This window comes from Telluria sp. AZSoR62, from assembly GCF_058111565.1.
Genome location: NZ_JBYTST010000001.1, coordinates 757,008 through 774,649, shown reverse-complemented (window position 1 = coordinate 774,649; position 17,642 = coordinate 757,008). Strand labels below are relative to the sequence as shown.

Genomic DNA, 17,642 nt, shown 5'->3' with positions numbered 1-17,642 from the left:
CTGAAGGCGCACAACCTCGAACAGAGCATGAGCCGACGCGGCAACTGCCACGACAACGCTGTCGCAGAGAGCTTTTTCCAGTTATTGAAACGGGAGCGTGTTCGCCGCCGGATCTACATTACCTGCGATGAGGCCAGGCAGGACATCTTCGACTATATCGAGATGTTCTACAATCCGAAGCGTCGGCACAGCTTCAGCAATGACATGTCGCCGGTTGAGTTTGAAAAGCAATATTTCCAGCGGCTCTCGAGTGTCTAGAAAAGCCGTGGCGATTCATGGACATAACTTTGCAGACTCCTTCGCGAGCGGAATTGGCCTTCTGGTCGGATACTATGCGATGGATGTTTTCGCCGAAGCGGCTGCCTCAGCCGAAGGGTTCATTCTGGTAGATTTTCTGGCTGGCACTACTTCCGGTTCGCCAGTGTCTGCAAGCCTCGCTCGCGCAGTTTGCCTTTATAGGGGCGTACTTCCGGAATTCTGTGCGAAGCACGGTGTTGAACCTAGTGACATTCATGTTCTGCAAGTCCGATTCGGAACTGACGCGGCGTACGGCCCCACTTCCTAGTTACCGTGGAAAATGCCTCCGGTCGGCGGTCAACCGACAGATACTTAGGTGTTCCGGGAAAGCGGCTGCGTCGCGTACGTCGATAGGAGAGCCTTGATTACTCGGCGTCCGCTTTGGGTCGGTTCCGGCCCTTTGTGACAGTCTGCGATCTTTCAGTCCTGGCGACCTGCTATGCTGAGCTCAAAGGCCGAGATCGGCCACAACCGGACGTTCACTTTTCTTTCCATCTTCGCTAACCGAGGCATATGCAGCCGCCCACAATTGAGACCATGGCTTCCGGGAACCCGAGCCTGACGATCACTGAATACACGGCTTGGGAGACCTTCCCGGATCAGGCTGCGGACTTTGTACGAAAGTTCGGCGGCATCGTGCTCAAACGAATCGACACGCCGGTCGAGCGGATGTGGATCGTCTTGATCAAATGGAGGCCGTTCTACCTGACGTTCGAGGATTTTCCTCTTAGGATTACGCTCGACTCCATGAACGGCTCTTGTGCTTCTGTGATTCACGACATACACGCCAAGCTACTCGCCGAAGCGCAATCATAAAGACCTGTGTCGTGATCGTTTGCAATGGGTCGGTACCGGACGCAGCGCTCCACAAAATTTTTCGCACCCGCATGGATAGTGGGTCTTAGCAGTGCTTGCGCTACGGTTTTGTGGAGCGGGAATCGTGCGAGAACCTGCATGGTTGAGCGATTCCTGATGCGGCTTCCCAAGCTTACGACGAGGGTTCGATTCCCTTCACCCGCTCCATAGCACCTCCCCGGTTCCACCAATCTTCGTTTCACCCGCGGGTATCGGCATCTGGACCAGCTGATGGTCGGCTCGTCGACCTCGACTGTCCGAAATATGCCGCCCGCAGTCGTTATAAACCAGCACAAAAACAAGGACAGGAAACCCCATGCTGGAGTGGATGAAACTCGCGGCGCTGTTTGCCGTCACCGCGCTTGCAGAGATTGTAGGCTGCTACCTTCCCTGGCTGGTGATGAAGCAAGCAAAGCCAGCGTGGCTTCTTCTGCCGGGCGGCCTGTCGCTGTTCCTGTTCGCCTGGCTGCTGACCCTGCATCCGGCTGCGGCCGGACGGACCTATGCAGCCTATGGCGGAATGTACATTGTGGTCGCCTTGATGTGGCTATATCTCGTCGACGGTGTGCAGCTGACCCGTTGGGACATTGCGGGTGGGGTCATTGCCCTGGTCGGCATGTCGGTGATCGCTCTGCAGCCGCGGGTGTGATGAGCGGTAATTGAATACGGCTTTCGTGACACTCTGCGATTATTTCAGCTACAGCGACCTGTTATCCTCGACGGCCGATGAAGGAAGATAAAACAGAGTCGAGGGTCCCCCGTTATGAAAATTGTTCTGATCGTGTTGGTCGTGGTGTTGATTGTCATCGCAATCGGGCAGGCACAGTTCAAAAAAACGAGTAAAGCTGGCGCCTACAAGCCTCGTCAGTTAATGACGGAGAACGAGTCCGAATTTTTCGGTCGGTTGATCATCGCCCTGCCAGAACATTACATATTTCCTCAGGTTGCTCTGTCAGCCCTTATCCAGGCCGCTGCGAAGGACAAGAAGCGCGCATACAGCGATTTTCTTCGCATCGCCCAGCAGCGTGTGGATTATGTCGTGTGCGATCGCAGCTGCCAGGTTGTCGCGGTCGTTGAGCTGGACGACAAAACTCATTCGCGCAAGAAGGATGAGGTGCGTGATGCGCGCCTGCAACAGGCCGGAATCCGAACGATACGGTTTCAGTCCAACAGCAAGCCAACAGCGGTAGAGGTGCGTGCCAAGGTACTGCCGGCAGCGGTCCATGCAAGCCCTGAAGCGGCTGCGGCGTGATAACAATGAACGACTGCGCGTGTCGGGTGTGACTACCCGGCAAGCTGAGCGAAATGGCCGCCTTCGGCCCAACCAGACGACATCGTATGCACGCAATTTACTTCAGATGGAAAGTCGCCTCCGGCCGTGAGCCAGACTTCGAGCATGCATGGCGGGAACTGACCGAACTCGTACGCGATGAGCGAGGCGGGCTGGGTTCACGCCTGCATCGCTGCGCCGACGGCCATTATTTTGCGTACGCCCAATGGCCGTCCGAGCGCATCTGGGCGACACAGCCCGAGCCTACCGCACGCATGGTCGAGCTGCGAAACCGGATGCGTGAATGCGCCGAACTCGTCGATGGCCCACTGCGAGGCGACGTCGTTGCCGACCTCTTGACATCGCCAGTTCCGGAATAAGAAAACAGGCTGGCCAAAAGATCGAAGGCTGAACTGACCGGTTGAATACACATGGTTTCCGGCGCAAGTCGGCGGCTTGTTCCCGACGTGCTTAAGGACCTTTTTCGACACGTCCCCGCATGACCCATACGCGGCTGACGATGCCCGGCACCAGAACGCTGTTCACGACGGCGATCGTTCCCCCCGGACCCACCGCAAGTTTCCTGCCCAGGACGCCCTGCTGGCTGCCGTTGCGCCCTGCAGGGGGCTCGCTATGCGGGATAACAGCTTGGCTTGCGAAGCCGGCACCGGCCGTGCACGCATGCTTCAGGCCACGGCGTGAAGCAGGCTCCAATACCAGATGCGTGCGGCCCCATTCATCGACAGCGAGATCCAAGCCGATCGCGCCATCAGAAAACAACGTGCGCGGTGCGCCGAAGCGTGCATGCGGGCCAGCCGGGCGCGCGTAGCGCACGCCGGGCAGGCTGTTTTCGCCCTGTTCAACATAGGCCAGGTGCAGCGCGCCGCCGCGGTCCATGGCGATGCGCGGCACGTCCGCCCGCGCCCCGTTCGCACCGATCAGCGCCGGTTTCGAGAACGTCGCGCCGCCGTCGCTCGAATGGCTGACGCGAATATCGGCATCCGGATCTTCGCCGACGGTCCAGGCAAGCACTACCTGGCCGGCCGGCCCGATCGCCAGCGATGGGCCGCGCGCCGGCAGTTTCGCATCGCCCGCCATATGCTGCGGCTTTGAAAAGCTGCGGCCGCCGTCGCGCGAGCGCGCCAGCCACAGCATCCCGTCGTATTCCGTCCATGCCGCGACCACAATGCCGTCCGGCCCGGCCGCGAGATCGAGGCTGCCGTTCGACCAGGTGTCGCGGTCGAGGCGCCCCTTGCCGTCGCCGCCGCGTGAGGCCGACAGGTTGCGCGGCGCGGAAAAGCTGCGGCCGCCGTCAGGCGAATACGCGAACAGGATGTCGCCGCCATGCGAGCCGCCCGAGAAGATGATCTCCTGCCACAGCACGTAGACCGTGTCCGACCCCGCGCCGACGATGCGCGGCAGCCAGGAAAAGGTGGCGGGGTTGCGCGAGACGTTGACCGGCGCACCAACCGGGCGGCCATCGGGGCCGAGCACCTGCAGCAGCACGTCCTTGCGGCGCTGGTCCACCCAGGCCACGGCGAGCCGGCCGTCCGGCAGGAAGGCCGGCGTGCCGTCGTCGACATAATCGTAGTCCGAGTCGTTCTGCCGCCACGGTCCCTTGGCGCCGCCGCCGCTGGCGATCTCCACGACGGGCAACCATTGCAGCTCTTGCCTGCCGGGTGCCGACAACGCGGGAAGGCAGGCCAGCAGGGCACTAAAACACACTGGGACGACAGGATGGATACGCATGGGTTTCTCCGTTCTGGTGCGCCAGCCAGTCCCTGCGCCGCGCCCGGCGCCGGCGCGGTATGCTGGCATCCTAATCCCCTCGCCAGCCAAGGAGCGCCCGCATGCAGCCTGACTCCCGATCCCGCCGCGCCGTACTGGCCGCGCTGGCCGCGCTGCCGCTGCTGGCCCATGGCCAGGCGCGCCCCGGGCTGCTGACCCGCGCCATTGCCTCGTCCGGCGAACTGCTGCCGGTGGTCGGCCTGGGCAGCTGGATCACCTTCAACGTCGGCCGCGACCCTCAAGCGCGCGCCGACTGCGCGGAGGTGATGCGCGCGTTCTTCGCCGGCGGCGGGCGGCTCATCGATTCCTCGCCCATGTACGGCTCGGCCCAGGACGTGATCGGCGAAGCGGTGGGCAAGCTCAAGCCCGCGCAGCTGTTCTCGGCCGACAAGGTGTGGATCGGCGAGGGCGGGCAGGGCCCGGCGCAGGCGGAAGCCTCGCGCCGCCTGTGGCGGGTGCCGCGCTTCGACCTGCTGCAGGTGCATAACCTGCTGTCCTGGGAAGCGCACCTGCCGCTGCTGCTGCGCATGAAGCGGGAAGGGCGGCTGCGCTATGTCGGCATCACCACCTCGGAGGGCCGGCGCCATGCCGACGTCCTGAAGATCATGGCCAGCCAGCCAATCGATTTCGTGCAGGTCTCGTACAACGCGCTGGACCGCGAGGTGGAGCAGCGCATCCTGCCGCTGGCGCGCGAGCGCCGCATCGGCGTGATCGTCAACCGGCCGTTCCGGCAGGGCGACCTGACGCAGGCGCTGGCCGGCAAGCGCCTGCCCGGTTGGGCGGCGGAGATCGGCTGCACCAGCTGGGCCCAGGTGCTGCTCAAGTTCATCGTGGCGCATCCGGCCGTGACCTGCGCGATCCCCGCCACATCCAGCGTCGCCCACGTGCGCGAGAACCTGCTGGCCGCGACCGGCCCGTTGCCCGACGAGGCGCTGCGCCGGCGCATCGTCCAGGATGTCGAAAGGCTGGCATGAGCGAATGGTGGAGCTATTCGCTGTCGGACTTCCTGATGTTCTCGGCGCGAACCTATTTTCGCCAGTTCGAACTGCTCAACCGGTCCGTGTGGCCGCTGCACCTGGTGGCGCTGGCCGCGGGGATGCTGCTCATCCATGGCATGCTGCGGCCGGGCAAGCGCTCATCCTCGATCGCCTTCGGCGTGCTGGCGGTCGGCTGGGCCTGGGTCGCCTTGGCTTATCACGCCGGGCGCTATGCGGACATCAACGCCGGCGCCCCGTATTTCGCGGCGGCGTTCGGCGTGCAGGCGGTGCTGCTGGCATGGATGGCGGTGCGACAAGGGCAGCTTGCACGAGACGGCAAGGCCAGGCGGGCGCCGATCGCCATCATGGCGCTGGCGCTATGTGCCTACCCATTGCTGGCGCCCCTGAACAACCGCAGCCTGTGGCAGGCCGAGGTGTTCGCCATCGCGCCCGATCCGACCGTGGCGGCGACCTTCGCCGCGCTGCTGTGCTGGCGCGCGCCCTGGGTGTTGTGGATCGTCCCTGTGTTGTGGAGTGCCGCCAGCGGCGCGACCCTGAAGGAACTGCATGCGCCGCAGGCCTGGCTGCTGCCCGCCGTCGCTGTTTTGGCTGTGGCATTGGCACTGCTGGCGCCGCGAAAAAAACTCAGCTGCTGAGCAGGCTGCCCGAGCGGAAGGATTCCTCGCCGGCGACTTTGCAGATGTGCATCCCGCGCAGCAGGTGGCGGTGCGCGGTGCTGGCGAACAGCAGGCCGGCATGGCTGCTGGCCACCGTCGTCACCTTGCCGCTGACCGGGTTGACCACGTCGGCGATCGGCTCGCCCGCCTCGACCCGGTCGCCCAGCTTCTTGTGGAAGACCAGCACGCCGGCGTGCGGCGCATGCAGCGGCTCGACGGCATCGAGCGGCGTCGCGATGCACAGGGCGTTGGGCAGGGGACGCAGGGGCAGGTCGAGCACGCCCTGCAGCGCCAGGTATTGCAGGATGGCGGCGGCGTCCTGGCCGGCATACTCGTAGCTGACGTCGTGCTCCCCGCGCAGCTCGACCGTGACGGCAGCGCAGGCCGGCGGAATCGCCGCCTCGGGAAAGTGCTCGGCCAGGTCCCACCACAGGCGGCTGCAGGCTTCGTCGAAGGCTTCGCCGCCCGAGGCCTTGGCCACCAGCAGCACGCGCGATTCCATCAGCGCCGCCAGCGGCAGCACCGTGTCCACCAGCGGGGTGCCGGTGTACATGTGCAGCACCGCTTCGTTATCGCAGTGCAGGTCGAGCACGATGTCGGCGTCGATCGCCATCGCCAGCAGGGTCTTCTTGAGCGTGCCGGCGTTGTCGGTCGGCGCCCAGGCTTCCACGCCGCGCTTGGCCTCCATGCGGATCAGCGCCACGTTGGCGGCGGCGTCCTGCCCCAACTTGCCGGCGAGCGCCGTCTTGAGCCCATCGGCGGCGTGGTGGTAGGCGCGGTTGAAGTTGGTGCCGGTCGAGAGGTCGTAGCGCCCGAACGGGGCGCCGTGCAGCACCTGCGACAGCCCGAGCGGATTGGCCGCCGGGACCAGGATGACTTCGCCCTTGACGCGGCCCTCGGCGTCGAGCCGCTCCAGGTGCTGGCGCAGCAGGTGGGCGACCAGCATGGCCGGCACCTCGTCGGCATGGATCGCGGCCTGGATGTACACCTTCTTGCCGGCGCCGGCCTGGCCGTAATGATGCGAGGTCAGGTGCAGGGTCGCGACATTGTCATCGAGGGCGATCGGGTGTTTCGTCGAATGCATGGCAGGGGCTCCGGCGGTGCGGCGAGGGATAAAGCACGATTATGCAGGATAGCGCGCAAGAGCATCCGCACGCCCCGGGGCGCTGGCCCGGGCAAGCGGCTAGGCTATAATGGCAGCCGTTTTTCCTCACTCTCACATCTCCCATGTCTTCTGATACGCCCACCAACGGCCCGGCGCGGCCCATGCTGTACGACCCGACCGAACACCGCATCCGCAGCTTCGTCACGCGCGCCGGACGGCTGTCGACCGCGCAGGCGCGGGCGCTGGAAGAACTCGGCCCGAAATTCCTGATCGAGTACAGGAAGGAAGCGCTCGACATGGAAGCGGCCTTCGGCCGCAAGGCGCCGGTGGTGCTGGAGATCGGCTTCGGCATGGGCGACACCACGGCGCACATCGCGCGCCTGATGCCGGAAAAGGATTTCATCGGCGTCGAGGTGCACACGCCGGGCGTGGGCAGCCTGCTCAAGCAGATCGGCGAGCAGGGCATCGAGAACCTGCGCCTGGTCCAGCACGACGTGGTCGAGGTGCTGGCCAACATGATCCCGGACGGGTCGCTGCACGGCGTGCACGTGTTCTTCCCGGACCCGTGGCACAAGGCGCGCCACAACAAGCGCCGCCTGATCCAGCCGCCGTTCGTGAAGGTCTTGTGCGACAAGCTGGCGCCGGGCGGCTACCTGCATTGCGCCACCGACTGGGAAGACTATGCGGTGCAGATGCTGGACGTGCTCGGTGCCGAGCCGGCGCTGCAGAACACTGCAGACGGCTATGCGCCGCAGCCGGCCTACCGCCCGCTGACCAAGTTCGAGAACCGCGGGCTCAAGCTGGGCCACGGCGTGTGGGACCTGGTGTTCACCAAGAAGTAAGATGCGGCGCCGGCTGGCGCGGATACAAAAAACGCGCGCCGAGGCGCGCGTTTTGCGTTTACGTTGCAGCGTGGGGCTTCCTCGCATACAGCCCGAAATACAGGATCACCGCATAGCACAGCGCCGGCACGGCCAGCGACATCTTCAGCCCCGCGGCATCGGCCGCGAAGCCCGTGATCAGCGGCACGATGGCGCCGCCCACGATCGCCACGCAGATCACGCCCGAGCCTTCCGCGGCGCGCGTGCCCAGGCCTTCGCAGGCCAGCGAGAAGATGGTCGGGAACATGATCGAGTTGAACAGGCCGATCCCCAAGAGCGACCAGCCGGATACCGTTCCAGTGGTATTGGCCGACACGAGCAGCAGCAGGATCGTCATGCCCGCCGCGCAGGCCAGCACTTTCCCCGGCGAGAACATGCGCAGCAGGGCAGCGCCGATGAAGCGGCCCACCATCGCACCGCCCCAGTACAGCGGCACGTGCTTGCCGGCCGCCTCGGCGCCCAGGCCCAGCACGTCGGCTTCCATCAGGTAGTTGACGATGATCGAGCCGATCGCCACTTCCGCGCCCACGTACAGGAAGATGCACAGCGCGCCGCGCGCGAAGCGCGGCTGCTTGAGCAGGTCGAAGGCGCCCAGGATGCTCTCCGACGGCGCCGGGGTTTCCACCAGCTTGCCGCGGTTGAGCCACACGGCGCCGGCCAGCAGCGCCAGCGCGATCGCCAGGCCGATATAGGTGTGCACCACGACGCGGGTCTCTTCCTCGCGGAAGGCGTCGAGCGCGGCGCCGCTGAGCGTCGTTGGGTCGACGGTCGCCAGCGAACCCAGGATCAGGATCGCGCCCACGTACGGGAACACCGTGGTGCCCAGCGAATTGAAGGCCTGGGCAAAGGTCAGGCGGCTGTGGGCCGTCTGCGGCTTGCCCAGCATCGAGATCAGCGGATTGGCCACCACCTGCACGATGGTGATGCCGGCCGCCAGCACGAACAGCGCCAGCAGGAAGGTGGCGAACATGCCGGAGGACGAGGCGGGGATGAACAGCAGGCAGCCCAGCGCCATCGTGACCAGGCCCGCGACGGCGGTGCGCATGTAGCCGATGCGCTGGACGATGGCGGCCGCCGGGATCGACACGACGAAATAGGCAGCGAAGAAGGCCGACTGCACCAGCATCGCCTGGGCGTAGCTGAGCGTGAACAGGTCTTTCAGCTTGGGGATGATGACGTCGTTCAGGCTGGTGATGCCGCCGAAGACGAAGAACAGCGCGAAGACGAAGGTCTGCAGGCTGGCGGCATTGTCGGGGATCTTGCCGGCGCCATCGGCGGCAGGCGAGGCGGTGGTGCTGGTAGGAGTGGGGAGGGCCATATGCGTGTCGTTGGGTTGGACTGAATCAACCCATGACACTACATCATCTCGTTGATGATGGCGACGATTTCATCGCCATACGAGACCAGCTTCTTCTCGCCCACGCCGGAGACGCCGCGCAGGGCGTCCAGCGAAGTCGGCTTGCCCTTGGCGATCTCGCGCAGGGTCGCATCCTGGAATACGACATAGGCCGGCACGCCATGCTCGCGCGCGGTGCCCATGCGCCAGGTGCGCAGGCGCTCGAAGATGGCCTGCTCGGAGCGCGACAGTTCCAGTTCCTCGTAGCTGCCGGCGGCGCGCGAGGACGGCCGCTTGGCCTTGACCGGCTTCTGGTACTGGCGCAGCTGCACCTTCTGCTCGCCCTTGAGCACCGGGCGGGCGGCGTCGGTCAGCTTGAGCGAGCTGAAGGCGTCGTGGTCGACCGTGACGAAGCCCAGCGCGATGGCCTGGCGGGCAATGGCGCGCCACTCCTGCTCGGAGCGGTCGGCGCCGACGCCGAACACGGTGAGCTTGTCGTGGTGCCACTGGCTGATGCGCTCGGTCTGGGCGCCGCGCAGCACGTCGATCACGTGGCCGGCGGCGAAGCGCTGGTCGACCCGGTAGACGGTGGAGAGCAGCTTTTGCATCGGCACGGTGCCGTCGACCTGTACCGGCGGAATCAGGCAGGTGTCGCAGTTGCCGCAGGGGCCGGAGCGCTCGCCGAAATAATCCAGCAGGCGCATGCGCCGGCAACTGAGCGTCTCGCACAGGCCGAGCATGGCGTCGAGCTTCATCGACAGCACGCGCTTGAAGGTCTCGTCGGCGTCGGACTCGTCGATCATCCGGCGTTGCAGCACGACGTCCTGCAGGCCATAGGCCATCCAGGCGCTGGCGGGAGCGCCGTCGCGGCCGGCGCGGCCGGTCTCCTGGTAGTAGCCCTCGAGGCTTTTCGGCAAATCCAGGTGGCAGACGTAGCGCACGTCCGGCTTGTCGATGCCCATGCCGAAGGCAATGGTGGCCACCATCGTGATGTTGTCTTCGCGCAGGAAACGCGACTGGTTCGCGGCGCGCACGCTGTACTCCATGCCGGCGTGGTAGGGCAGGGCGCGGATGCCGTTCTGGTTCAGGAAGTCGGCGGTCTCTTCGACTTTTTTGCGCGACAGGCAGTAGACGATGCCGGAATCCTGCGGGTGCTCGCTGGTGATGAAGTCGAGCAGCTGCTTGCGGCCGGTGGTTTTCTCGACGATCGAATAGCGGATGTTCGGGCGATCAAAAGAAGAGACGAACTTGCGCGCATCGTCCAGCTGCAGGCGATGCGCGATCTCGTCGCGGGTCTGCTGGTCGGCCGTGGCCGTGAGCGCGATGCGCGGGATGGTCGGGTAGCGCTCGTGCAGCACCGACAGGCGGATGTATTCGGGCCGGAAGTCGTGGCCCCATTGCGAGACGCAGTGCGCCTCGTCGATGGCGAACAGCGAAATGGTCGAGGCGTCGAACAGTTCCAGGCAGCGCTGGGTCAGCAGGCGCTCGGGCGCCACGTAGACCAGGTCGATCTCGCCACTGCGCACCAGGCGCTCGATGCGCAGGGTTTCCTCGAAGGTCTGGGTGGAGTTGAGGAAGGCGGCGCGCACGCCCACTTCTTCGAGCGCGTCGACCTGGTCCTGCATCAGCGCGATCAGCGGCGAGACGACCACGCCCACCCCGTCGCGCAGCAGCGCCGGGATCTGGTAGCACAGCGACTTGCCGCCGCCGGTCGGCATCAGGACCAGGGCGTCGCCGCCGCCGGCGACGTGTTCGACGATCTCCCCCTGCTGCCCGCGGAAGGCGGGATAGCCGAAGACGGTCTCGAGGACGTGCAGCGCGCGCGTTTGAAGCTCTGAAGTCATGCTTTAGTTCACCAGCCTGGTCTGCCCGATCATTCGGCCCATTGGACGAGGTCGAAGTGCGCGGTCACGAGTACGAGAATACCGAATACGATACGGTACCAGGCGAAGATCGTGAAGTCGTGCGTGCTGATGTAGCGCAGGAGCCAGCGCACGCACAGGAAGGCCGAGACGAACGCGGCCAGGCCGCCCAGGCCGAACATCGGCAGGTCGGCCATCGACAGCAGGTGGCGCTCCTTCACCACCGAATACACGGTCGCCGCCAGCAGGGTCGGGATCGCCAGGAAGAAGGAGAATTCGGTGGCCGCCTTGCGCGACAGGCCGAACAGCATGCCGCCAATGATGGTCGCGCCGGAACGGCTGGTGCCCGGGATCAGCGCGAAGGCCTGCGCCAGGCCGACTTTCAGCGCATCGTCGAAGCCCATGTCGTCCACGCTTTCGACGCGTGCCGGACGGTTGGTGCGCGCCTGGCGGCGTTCCACCCACAAGATGATGAGGCCGCCGACGATGAAGGCGGTCGCGACCGGCACCGGCGTGAACAGTTCGGCCTTGATCATCTTGTTGAACAGGAAGCCGAGCACGGCCGCCGGGATGAAGGCAATCACCAGGTTGGCCACGAATTTCTGCTGCTTGCGGTCGGAGCCGAGACCGGAAAAGACGGTGGCGATGCGCTGGCGGTATTCCCAGATCACGGCCAGCATGGCGCCGGCCTGGATCGCGATCTCGAAGACCTTGACCTTTTCGCCGGTGAAATTGAGCAGGCTGCCCGCCAGGATCAGGTGCCCAGTGGACGAGATCGGCAGGAACTCGGTAAAGCCCTCGACCAGGCCCATGATGATCGCCTTGATGGCGAGAAGAATATCCATGAATGCGTGACAGTCAGTGTGGGTGAAAGCGGTATTGGGATGGACCGTGGGCTAACCGGCGGGGTCGAAGCTTACCATGGGCACAGGCTGCGCCGGGGCTGTTCCGGCCCGCAGCTGTGCCCGGCGCAAGATTGTACCGCGCGCGCCTTGCCGCCGGGTTACAACTGACGCGGCGGCAACGAAATTGTTTCGTGCGCCGCCGCCGAAAACGCGTGCTACACTCAAGCGCATGAGTATTTTCGTTGTCCTCATCCCTGCATGAGTCTTCTTGTTGTCCTGATCCTTGCCGCCCTTGCCTGGGCCGCATTCAACGGTTGGCACAAGCCCAACCAGTTGCGTTACCGCCCCTACCAGGGCCGGGCTTGGCGCAGCAGCTTCCCTGGTGCTTCCCGCAAAGACATCCGCGACTTCCTGTCGCTGTTCGTGTCCGCTTTTTCGTTCCGCGAGAGCGAGCAGTCGCATTTCCGCCCGGACGACGAGGTGCTCGGCATCTATCGCGCGGTCAATCCGACCCGCTGGCTGCCGGACGCGACCGAAATCGAGACCCTGGCCAGGGCCCTGCGCGACAAATACGGCCTGATGCTCGACGATATCTGGCACGAAGGGCTGACCCTGGGCGGCCTGTTCCAGCGCGTGCAGCAGGCGAGCGGCAAGCTGGCAGCGTAAGCGAACGAGCTTGCCTGCAAGTTACCCTCTCTGGGTAACTGTCCGTGCTTGTGTTTACGGCAGCCAGCACTATCTTCCGGGCATGCTAAAACAGAAACTACACTGGAAACGGCCGCTGTTCTTTCTCCTGCTGCCGATCTTGCTCGTGATGGTCTTCCTTGGATTTCCCCTGCCGGTCGCACCGCCGCCCGCCATCAAGGCGGCGCAGGAGCAGACTGTCGTCGTGAAAAAGAAGAAAAAGCGATTCGGCCTGGCGATGCCGGAACCCGGGGCGGACGACAAGACGGGATAGACTGCCTTCAACAGGAGGGCGCCGTTGCCCGTTCCAGTTCATCCAGCCAGCGGATCGCATATTCCCGGCTGTCCCCGCACATCTCTGCCGAAGGCTGCAAGCCGCCGCAAAACGCCGGCCGCTCCGGCTTGCCGAAGATACGGCAGCGATTATCCTCAGCCAATTGCACGCAGCGCACGCCGGCCGGCTTCCCCTCGGGCATGCCGGGGATCGGGCTGGTGATCGAGGGCGCGGTGCAGCAGGCGCCGCAGTGGTCGCGGCATTGCACGGTGGCGGTTGAAAGGAGGGCGCTCATGGGAGGCAGGAGTATACCTCCCCGTGCCCCCAAAGCGGGCGCGTCGCCGCGCGTTTTCCTGCTAGCTTGTGGCTAATGCGCATCGCATAGTGCGGGCCACATGCAGGAGAGTCCATGTCCAGTCCCCTCAAACCCCTGAACCGTCAAGTGATGGTCATCACCGGCGCCTCCAGCGGCATCGGCCTGGCCACCGCACAAGAGGCGGCCAGGCAGGGCGCCAAGCTGGTGCTGGCCGCGCGCGGCGGCGCTGTGCTCGAGGCGGTCGTCGAAGGCCTCAAGGAAGTTGGCTTCGAGGCCATTGCCGTCGTCGCCGACGTGGCCGACCGGGCCCAGGTGGAGCGCATTGCGCAGGCCGCCATCCAGCGCTTCGGCCGCATCGATACCTGGGTCAACAATGCGGGCGGCACCATCTACGGGCGCCTCGACCAGGTCAGCGAAGAAGACAGCCGGCGCCTGTTCGACATCAATTTCTGGGGCATGGTGCATGGCTCGCTGGTGGCGCTGCCCTATCTGCGCCAGGGCGGCGGGGCCTTGATCAATGTGGGCAGCGAAGCGTCCGAGCTGGCGATCCCGATGCAGGGCATGTATTCGGCCAGCAAGCATGCCGTCAAGGGATTTACCGATGCGCTGCGCATCGAGGTCGAGCAGGTCGACGGGGCGCCGGTGTCGATTACCCTGATCGAGCCCACCGCGGTCGATACGCCGCTACCCGCCCATGCACGCAACTACATGGACCGCGAACCGAAGTTGCCTGCGCCCCGAGTCGATCCCCACGAGGTGGCGGCCGCCATCCTGCACGCGGCCGTGGTGCCGATGCGCACCGTGCGCGTCGGCCTCATGGCCGAGCTCGACGTCATGATGGAGAAGCTCGTGCCCGGTCTGGTCGACCGCCTGTCGGTGATCCAGGTGCCGCGCCAGCAACAGGACATGCCGCCGCGCAATCCCGACGGCGGTCTATACGCCTCGCGCGCCACCGGCCGCATCTATGGGCCGGATTCGGGTTAGCCGGTGCGCGTAAATACCTGTTTATATTGACAGTTTCGATATCACAACGTTTGCTTGACTGAGTGACAAGCCCCGTCTATATTCGATGGCTCCTCAGTTGGTTTCTAGGCAGTAACATGGAATGCTCATTCGACAGCAAGCCGCGCTGGGAGCGCCGCAAGGATGCCCGTCCCCAGGAGCTCCTGGCTGCTGCCATCGACCTGTTCGTCGAGCGCGGTTTCGCCGCCACCCGGCTGGAAGACGTGGCCCGCCGGGCCGGCGTGTCCAAGGGCACGCTCTACCTGTACTACACCAACAAGGAAGAGCTGTTCAAGGCGGTCGTACGCGAGAGCATCGTGCCCTTCCTGGGCGAAGCCGAAGTGTCGGTGGCGGAATTCGAAGGCCACAGCGCCGACCTGCTGCGCCATGTCATGCTGAGCTGGTGGGCGCGGATCGGCCAGAGCAAGGCCTCCGGCATCAGCAAGCTGATTTTGGCCGAAGCCGGCAATTTCCCCGAGCTGGCCAAGTTCTACCAGGAAGAAGTCACCCGCCGCGGCACCCGCATGATTTCCAGCATGCTCGAGCGAGGCGTGAGCCGCGGCGAGTTCCGCAATATCGATATCCCGCAGCTGACCCAGGTCTTGATTGCACCGATGATGATGCTCAATACCTGGAAGCATTGCGCGGTGGCGCCCTGCGACGCCGGTGAGCTGCAGCCGCTGGCCTTCATCGACGCCTTCCTCGACATGGCCCTGCACGGCCTGCTTCCGCCCGACAACTAAGTTGCCACTTACGCCAGGCGGTCGTTTTTTTGGCGTTCAACCCCTCTAAACTGCAGACTGTCGCAATTTCCCCTGTCTTGGGGAGCCCATCGCTAAGATGTGCGTCCTGAGGCCGTTCAACGATAAAATATCGGATTATTTATTTTTCCACCGAGAACTCAGATGAATATCGAACAAGCCCGCTTCAACATGATCGAACAGCAGATCCGCCCCTGGAACGTGCTTGACCAGGACGTGCTCGACCTGCTGCACGTCGTCAAGCGCGAAAAGTTCGTGCCGGCTGCCTATGAAAACCTGGCATTCGCCGACGTCGAGATCCCGCTGCCGGGCGGCGAGGCGATGTTCACCCCGAAGGTCGAAGCACGCATCGTGCAGGAGGTCGCGGTCAAGAAGCACGAGACCGTGCTGGAGATCGGCGCCGGTTCGGGCTATATGGCGGCACTGCTGGCGCACAAGGCGCGCCACGTGACCACCGTCGAGATCCTGCCGGAGACGAAAGCCCTGGCCGAGCAGAACCTGGCCAAGGCCGGCGTGAGCAACGTGACCGTCGAGCTGGGCGACGGCGCCCAGGGCTGGACCAAGGGCGCGCCCTATGACGTCATCGTGGTGTCGGCCGGGCTGCCGGTGCTGCCGGAAGCGCTGCTGCAGCAGGTCAAGGTGGGTGGCCGCCTGGCGGTGATCCTGGGCGATGCGCCGGCGATGAGCTTCAATATCATCACCCGCGTGTCGGAAACGGCATACGACACGGTCAAGCTGTTCGAGACCAATGTCAAGACGCTGACGGGCGCGCAAACGCCGTCGCGCTTCCAGTTCTGAGGACGCGATGCAGCACGTGAGCGCACCCGAGCTGGCCGCAAGGCTGGCGGACGAGACGGCCGAGCAGCCGCTGCTGCTGGACGTGCGCGAGAACTGGGAGTTCGCCACCTGCCATATCGCAGGTTCGACCCAGATCCCGATGCACCTGATTCCGATCCGGGTAGGCGAACTGGACGACGATCGCGAGATCGTCTGCATTTGCCACCATGGGGCGCGCAGCATGCAGGTTGCGGCCTTTTTGGAACGGAACGGATTTACGAACGTAACGAATTTGACGGGCGGGGTACACGCCTGGGCCGTACAGGTCGATCCTTCGATGCCGAAGTACTGACCTGCATCCTAACTTTTGATGACTCCTGTGGAGAATGCAATGCAGAAACCCCTTATCGCCGTGCTGGTTGCCAGCGCCTTGTTCTCGCTGAATGCAAGCGCGGCCGACCTGATCCAGGTGTACCAGCAGGCACTGGCCAACGACGCCACGTTTGCCAGCGCACGCGCGTCGGCCGCCGCCGGCCGGGAACGGATCGTACAGGGGCGCGCAGGCCTGCTGCCGACGGTGGGCATCACCGGCAGCAGCATCAAGAACGACGCCGACAACAATCCCTGGAACGAGGGGCAGACCGTCACCAACCCGATCACCGGCGCACCGACGCTGGTGGTGTCCAGCGGCTCGAACGTGCGCACCACCGAATACACGCTGGCGCTGACCCAGCCCCTGTTCCGCTGGGCCGCATGGCAGACCTACCAGCAGAGCAAGCTGCAGCAGGCCGTGGCCGAGGCGCAGTTCGCCCAGGCCCAGCAAGACCTGATCACCCGCGTGGCGCAAGCCTATTTCGACGTGCTGGCCGCCCAGGACAAGCTGGAATCGACCCGCGCGCAGAAGACCGCCGTGACCGAGCAGCTGGCCTCGGCCAAGCGCAACTTCGAGGTCGGCACCCAGACCATCACCGACACCCACGAAGCGCAGGCGGCGTATGACCTGGTGATCGCCCAGGAATTCGCGGCAGTGAACGATCTGGACAACAAGAACAACGCGCTGCAGGCGATCATCGGCGCCGCCCCGAGCGCGCTGGCGCCGCTCAAGCCGGGCATCACCCTGGCCCCGCCATCGCCTGCCTCGCCGGACCCATGGGTCACCTCGGCCGAGACCCAGAACTATGGCGTGACCGTCTCGCAGCTGCAGGTGGAACTGGCGCGCCGCGAAATCTCGCGCAACCGTGCCGGCCACTATCCAACCCTCGACCTGGTGGCGGCGTCGACCCGCCGCGACGTCGGCGGCCAGCTCAACAGCTCGGGCGTGGCCAAGAACAACGGCATCGGCGTGCAGTTCGCCGTCCCGATCTTCAACGGCTTCGGCGTGACCAGCCGCGTGCGCGAATCGATCGCCCTCGAAGACAAGGCGCGCAACGACCTGGAAGCGACCCGCCGCCAGGCCGCCCTGCAGGCGCGCCAGGCCTATCTCGGCGTGAACAGCGGCATGGCCCAGGTCAAGGCGCTGGAAGCGGCGGAAGTGTCGAGCCAGTCGGCGCTCGACTCGAACAAGCTCGGCTACCAGGTCGGCGTGCGCATCAACATCGACGTGCTCAACGCCCAGCGCCAGCTGTACTCGACCCGCACCGACCTGTCGCGCGCCCGCTACGACACCATCCTGAACGGCCTGCGCCTGAAGGCGGCTTCCGGCTCGCTGCGCGAAGCGGACCTGGCGGCGGTGAACAACCTGCTCGCCAAATAAGGTCGCTGCGCAGGCCCGGCCTGCGCCGGCAGAATGTTAAACAAGCCCGAACCGTGGAGGTTCGGGCTTTTTCTTTGGAGAACGCCTTAAGTCCTTGATTTTAAGACTGAATAGTTGACGCACGACAAGAAACGCGCGCGTGGGTTTTTTTATAAAGCTGATAAACTGACAACGTTAAGTAC

Annotated in this window: 21 protein-coding genes; 15 read left to right on the top strand and 6 right to left on the bottom strand. The window is 64.7% G+C overall.

Annotated elements, in window-relative coordinates; all coding sequences use genetic code 11:
* From AC3XQU_RS03425 to AC3XQU_RS03405, 5 genes are all read left to right on the top strand, one after another.
* On the top strand, positions 1–258 hold a 258-nt coding region (locus tag AC3XQU_RS03425), incomplete at its 5' end, for an IS3 family transposase (protein WP_489872717.1).
* 576 nt (positions 259–834) lie between these two features.
* Positions 835–1,113: a hypothetical protein gene (locus AC3XQU_RS03420; RefSeq protein ID WP_489872716.1), complete on the top strand. Its 279-nt coding sequence runs from the start codon at positions 835–837 to the stop codon at positions 1,111–1,113.
* A 355-nt stretch (positions 1,114–1,468) separates the two neighbouring features.
* The gene (locus AC3XQU_RS03415) at positions 1,469–1,801 is read left to right on the top strand and encodes a YnfA family protein (RefSeq protein ID WP_489872715.1); all 333 of its coding nucleotides are present in this window, start codon (positions 1,469–1,471) and stop codon (positions 1,799–1,801) included.
* A gap of 114 nt (positions 1,802–1,915) precedes the next feature.
* Complete coding sequence (locus tag AC3XQU_RS03410) at positions 1,916–2,404, top strand: DUF2726 domain-containing protein (protein ID WP_489872714.1); 489 nt, start codon at positions 1,916–1,918, stop codon at positions 2,402–2,404.
* Between the two features lie 86 nt (positions 2,405–2,490).
* Positions 2,491–2,802, top strand: coding sequence for an antibiotic biosynthesis monooxygenase family protein (locus tag AC3XQU_RS03405; RefSeq protein WP_489872713.1), 312 nt, complete (start codon positions 2,491–2,493; stop codon positions 2,800–2,802).
* 91 nt (positions 2,803–2,893) lie between these two features.
* Here AC3XQU_RS03405 and AC3XQU_RS03400 read toward each other — a convergent pair whose 3' ends face one another.
* Complete coding sequence (locus AC3XQU_RS03400) at positions 2,894–4,171, bottom strand: sialidase family protein (RefSeq protein ID WP_489872712.1); 1,278 nt, start codon at positions 4,169–4,171, stop codon at positions 2,894–2,896.
* Between the two features lie 101 nt (positions 4,172–4,272).
* Here AC3XQU_RS03400 and AC3XQU_RS03395 point away from each other — a divergent pair, with 101 nt between their 5' ends.
* Together AC3XQU_RS03395 and AC3XQU_RS03390 are read left to right on the top strand one after the other, a co-directional pair.
* A complete protein-coding gene (locus AC3XQU_RS03395; RefSeq protein ID WP_489872711.1) occupies positions 4,273–5,184 on the top strand; it encodes an aldo/keto reductase in 912 nt (303 codons plus the stop codon).
* On the top strand, positions 5,181–5,843 hold the full coding sequence (locus AC3XQU_RS03390; protein WP_489872710.1) for a DUF6064 family protein: 663 nt from the start codon (positions 5,181–5,183) through the stop codon (positions 5,841–5,843). Before AC3XQU_RS03395 ends, AC3XQU_RS03390 begins: the two co-directional genes overlap by 4 nt.
* Here AC3XQU_RS03390 and AC3XQU_RS03385 read toward each other — a convergent pair.
* Positions 5,833–6,948 (bottom strand): succinylglutamate desuccinylase/aspartoacylase family protein, encoded by a 1,116-nt coding sequence (locus tag AC3XQU_RS03385; RefSeq protein ID WP_489872709.1) that lies wholly within the window; start codon positions 6,946–6,948, stop codon positions 5,833–5,835. The genes AC3XQU_RS03390 and AC3XQU_RS03385 overlap by 11 nt on opposite strands.
* A gap of 182 nt (positions 6,949–7,130) precedes the next feature.
* Here AC3XQU_RS03385 and trmB point away from each other — a divergent pair, with 182 nt between their 5' ends.
* Positions 7,131–7,811, top strand: a complete 681-nt coding sequence (gene trmB / locus AC3XQU_RS03380; RefSeq protein ID WP_489872740.1) for a tRNA (guanosine(46)-N7)-methyltransferase TrmB — start codon at positions 7,131–7,133, stop codon at positions 7,809–7,811.
* Positions 7,812–7,869: 58 nt separating this feature from the next.
* Here the strand turns inward: trmB and AC3XQU_RS03375 are convergent, their stop codons facing one another.
* Genes AC3XQU_RS03375 through AC3XQU_RS03365 form a run of 3 tightly spaced genes read right to left on the bottom strand, consistent with a single transcriptional unit; the run spans position 7,870 to position 11,893 of the window.
* Entirely contained in the window at positions 7,870–9,168 is a 1,299-nt protein-coding gene (locus AC3XQU_RS03375; RefSeq protein ID WP_489872708.1) for a sugar MFS transporter, read from the bottom strand.
* 38 nt (positions 9,169–9,206) lie between these two features.
* On the bottom strand, positions 9,207–11,030 hold the full coding sequence (recQ, locus tag AC3XQU_RS03370) for a DNA helicase RecQ (RefSeq protein WP_489872707.1): 1,824 nt from the start codon (positions 11,028–11,030) through the stop codon (positions 9,207–9,209).
* Positions 11,031–11,059: 29 nt separating this feature from the next.
* Entirely contained in the window at positions 11,060–11,893 is an 834-nt protein-coding gene (locus AC3XQU_RS03365) for an undecaprenyl-diphosphate phosphatase (RefSeq protein WP_489872706.1), read from the bottom strand.
* 258 nt (positions 11,894–12,151) lie between these two features.
* Between AC3XQU_RS03365 and AC3XQU_RS03360 the strand changes: the two genes are divergently transcribed.
* Positions 12,152–12,559: a hypothetical protein gene (locus AC3XQU_RS03360; protein ID WP_489872705.1), complete on the top strand. Its 408-nt coding sequence runs from the start codon at positions 12,152–12,154 to the stop codon at positions 12,557–12,559.
* Between the two features lie 82 nt (positions 12,560–12,641).
* Entirely contained in the window at positions 12,642–12,851 is a 210-nt protein-coding gene (locus tag AC3XQU_RS03355) for a hypothetical protein (RefSeq protein ID WP_489872704.1), read from the top strand.
* Positions 12,852–12,858: 7 nt separating this feature from the next.
* Here AC3XQU_RS03355 and AC3XQU_RS03350 read toward each other — a convergent pair whose 3' ends face one another.
* A complete protein-coding gene (locus tag AC3XQU_RS03350; protein WP_489872703.1) occupies positions 12,859–13,146 on the bottom strand; it encodes a YkgJ family cysteine cluster protein in 288 nt (95 codons plus the stop codon).
* Positions 13,147–13,260: 114 nt separating this feature from the next.
* On the opposite strand from AC3XQU_RS03350, the gene AC3XQU_RS03345 reads away from it, so the two are divergent.
* The 5 genes from AC3XQU_RS03345 to AC3XQU_RS03325 all read left to right on the top strand — a co-directional run bounded on the left by AC3XQU_RS03345 (position 13,261) and on the right by AC3XQU_RS03325 (position 17,460).
* Positions 13,261–14,151, top strand: coding sequence for an SDR family oxidoreductase (locus tag AC3XQU_RS03345; protein WP_489872702.1), 891 nt, complete (start codon positions 13,261–13,263; stop codon positions 14,149–14,151).
* A gap of 116 nt (positions 14,152–14,267) precedes the next feature.
* A complete protein-coding gene (locus AC3XQU_RS03340; RefSeq protein ID WP_489872701.1) occupies positions 14,268–14,912 on the top strand; it encodes a TetR/AcrR family transcriptional regulator in 645 nt (214 codons plus the stop codon).
* A gap of 162 nt (positions 14,913–15,074) precedes the next feature.
* On the top strand, positions 15,075–15,728 hold the full coding sequence (locus AC3XQU_RS03335; RefSeq protein ID WP_489872700.1) for a protein-L-isoaspartate O-methyltransferase family protein: 654 nt from the start codon (positions 15,075–15,077) through the stop codon (positions 15,726–15,728).
* Positions 15,729–15,735: 7 nt separating this feature from the next.
* Positions 15,736–16,059, top strand: coding sequence for a rhodanese-like domain-containing protein (locus AC3XQU_RS03330; RefSeq protein WP_489872699.1), 324 nt, complete (start codon positions 15,736–15,738; stop codon positions 16,057–16,059).
* Positions 16,060–16,098: 39 nt separating this feature from the next.
* A complete protein-coding gene (locus AC3XQU_RS03325) occupies positions 16,099–17,460 on the top strand; it encodes a TolC family outer membrane protein (RefSeq protein WP_489872698.1) in 1,362 nt (453 codons plus the stop codon).
* Positions 17,461–17,642 lie beyond the last annotated feature (182 nt).

What these genes read in the sequence shown, in the direction of transcription:
- AC3XQU_RS03420 (WP_489872716.1), top strand. Translation starts at nt 835, where the DNA reads ATGGCTTCCGGGAACCCGAGCCTGACGATCACTGAATACACGGCTTGG.
- AC3XQU_RS03415 (WP_489872715.1), top strand. Translation starts at nt 1,469, where the DNA reads ATGCTGGAGTGGATGAAACTCGCGGCGCTGTTTGCCGTCACCGCGCTT.
- AC3XQU_RS03410 (WP_489872714.1), top strand. Translation starts at nt 1,916, where the DNA reads ATGAAAATTGTTCTGATCGTGTTGGTCGTGGTGTTGATTGTCATCGCA.
- AC3XQU_RS03405 (WP_489872713.1), top strand. Translation starts at nt 2,491, where the DNA reads ATGCACGCAATTTACTTCAGATGGAAAGTCGCCTCCGGCCGTGAGCCA.
- AC3XQU_RS03400 (WP_489872712.1), bottom strand. Translation starts at nt 4,171, where the DNA reads ATGCGTATCCATCCTGTCGTCCCAGTGTGTTTTAGTGCCCTGCTGGCC.
- AC3XQU_RS03395 (WP_489872711.1), top strand. Translation starts at nt 4,273, where the DNA reads ATGCAGCCTGACTCCCGATCCCGCCGCGCCGTACTGGCCGCGCTGGCC.
- AC3XQU_RS03390 (WP_489872710.1), top strand. Translation starts at nt 5,181, where the DNA reads ATGAGCGAATGGTGGAGCTATTCGCTGTCGGACTTCCTGATGTTCTCG.
- AC3XQU_RS03385 (WP_489872709.1), bottom strand. Translation starts at nt 6,948, where the DNA reads ATGCATTCGACGAAACACCCGATCGCCCTCGATGACAATGTCGCGACC.
- trmB (WP_489872740.1), top strand. Translation starts at nt 7,131, where the DNA reads ATGCTGTACGACCCGACCGAACACCGCATCCGCAGCTTCGTCACGCGC.
- AC3XQU_RS03375 (WP_489872708.1), bottom strand. Translation starts at nt 9,168, where the DNA reads ATGGCCCTCCCCACTCCTACCAGCACCACCGCCTCGCCTGCCGCCGAT.
- recQ (WP_489872707.1), bottom strand. Translation starts at nt 11,030, where the DNA reads ATGACTTCAGAGCTTCAAACGCGCGCGCTGCACGTCCTCGAGACCGTC.
- AC3XQU_RS03365 (WP_489872706.1), bottom strand. Translation starts at nt 11,893, where the DNA reads ATGGATATTCTTCTCGCCATCAAGGCGATCATCATGGGCCTGGTCGAG.
- AC3XQU_RS03360 (WP_489872705.1), top strand. Translation starts at nt 12,152, where the DNA reads ATGAGTCTTCTTGTTGTCCTGATCCTTGCCGCCCTTGCCTGGGCCGCA.
- AC3XQU_RS03355 (WP_489872704.1), top strand. Translation starts at nt 12,642, where the DNA reads ATGCTAAAACAGAAACTACACTGGAAACGGCCGCTGTTCTTTCTCCTG.
- AC3XQU_RS03350 (WP_489872703.1), bottom strand. Translation starts at nt 13,146, where the DNA reads ATGAGCGCCCTCCTTTCAACCGCCACCGTGCAATGCCGCGACCACTGC.
- AC3XQU_RS03345 (WP_489872702.1), top strand. Translation starts at nt 13,261, where the DNA reads ATGTCCAGTCCCCTCAAACCCCTGAACCGTCAAGTGATGGTCATCACC.
- AC3XQU_RS03340 (WP_489872701.1), top strand. Translation starts at nt 14,268, where the DNA reads ATGGAATGCTCATTCGACAGCAAGCCGCGCTGGGAGCGCCGCAAGGAT.
- AC3XQU_RS03335 (WP_489872700.1), top strand. Translation starts at nt 15,075, where the DNA reads ATGAATATCGAACAAGCCCGCTTCAACATGATCGAACAGCAGATCCGC.
- AC3XQU_RS03330 (WP_489872699.1), top strand. Translation starts at nt 15,736, where the DNA reads ATGCAGCACGTGAGCGCACCCGAGCTGGCCGCAAGGCTGGCGGACGAG.
- AC3XQU_RS03325 (WP_489872698.1), top strand. Translation starts at nt 16,099, where the DNA reads ATGCAGAAACCCCTTATCGCCGTGCTGGTTGCCAGCGCCTTGTTCTCG.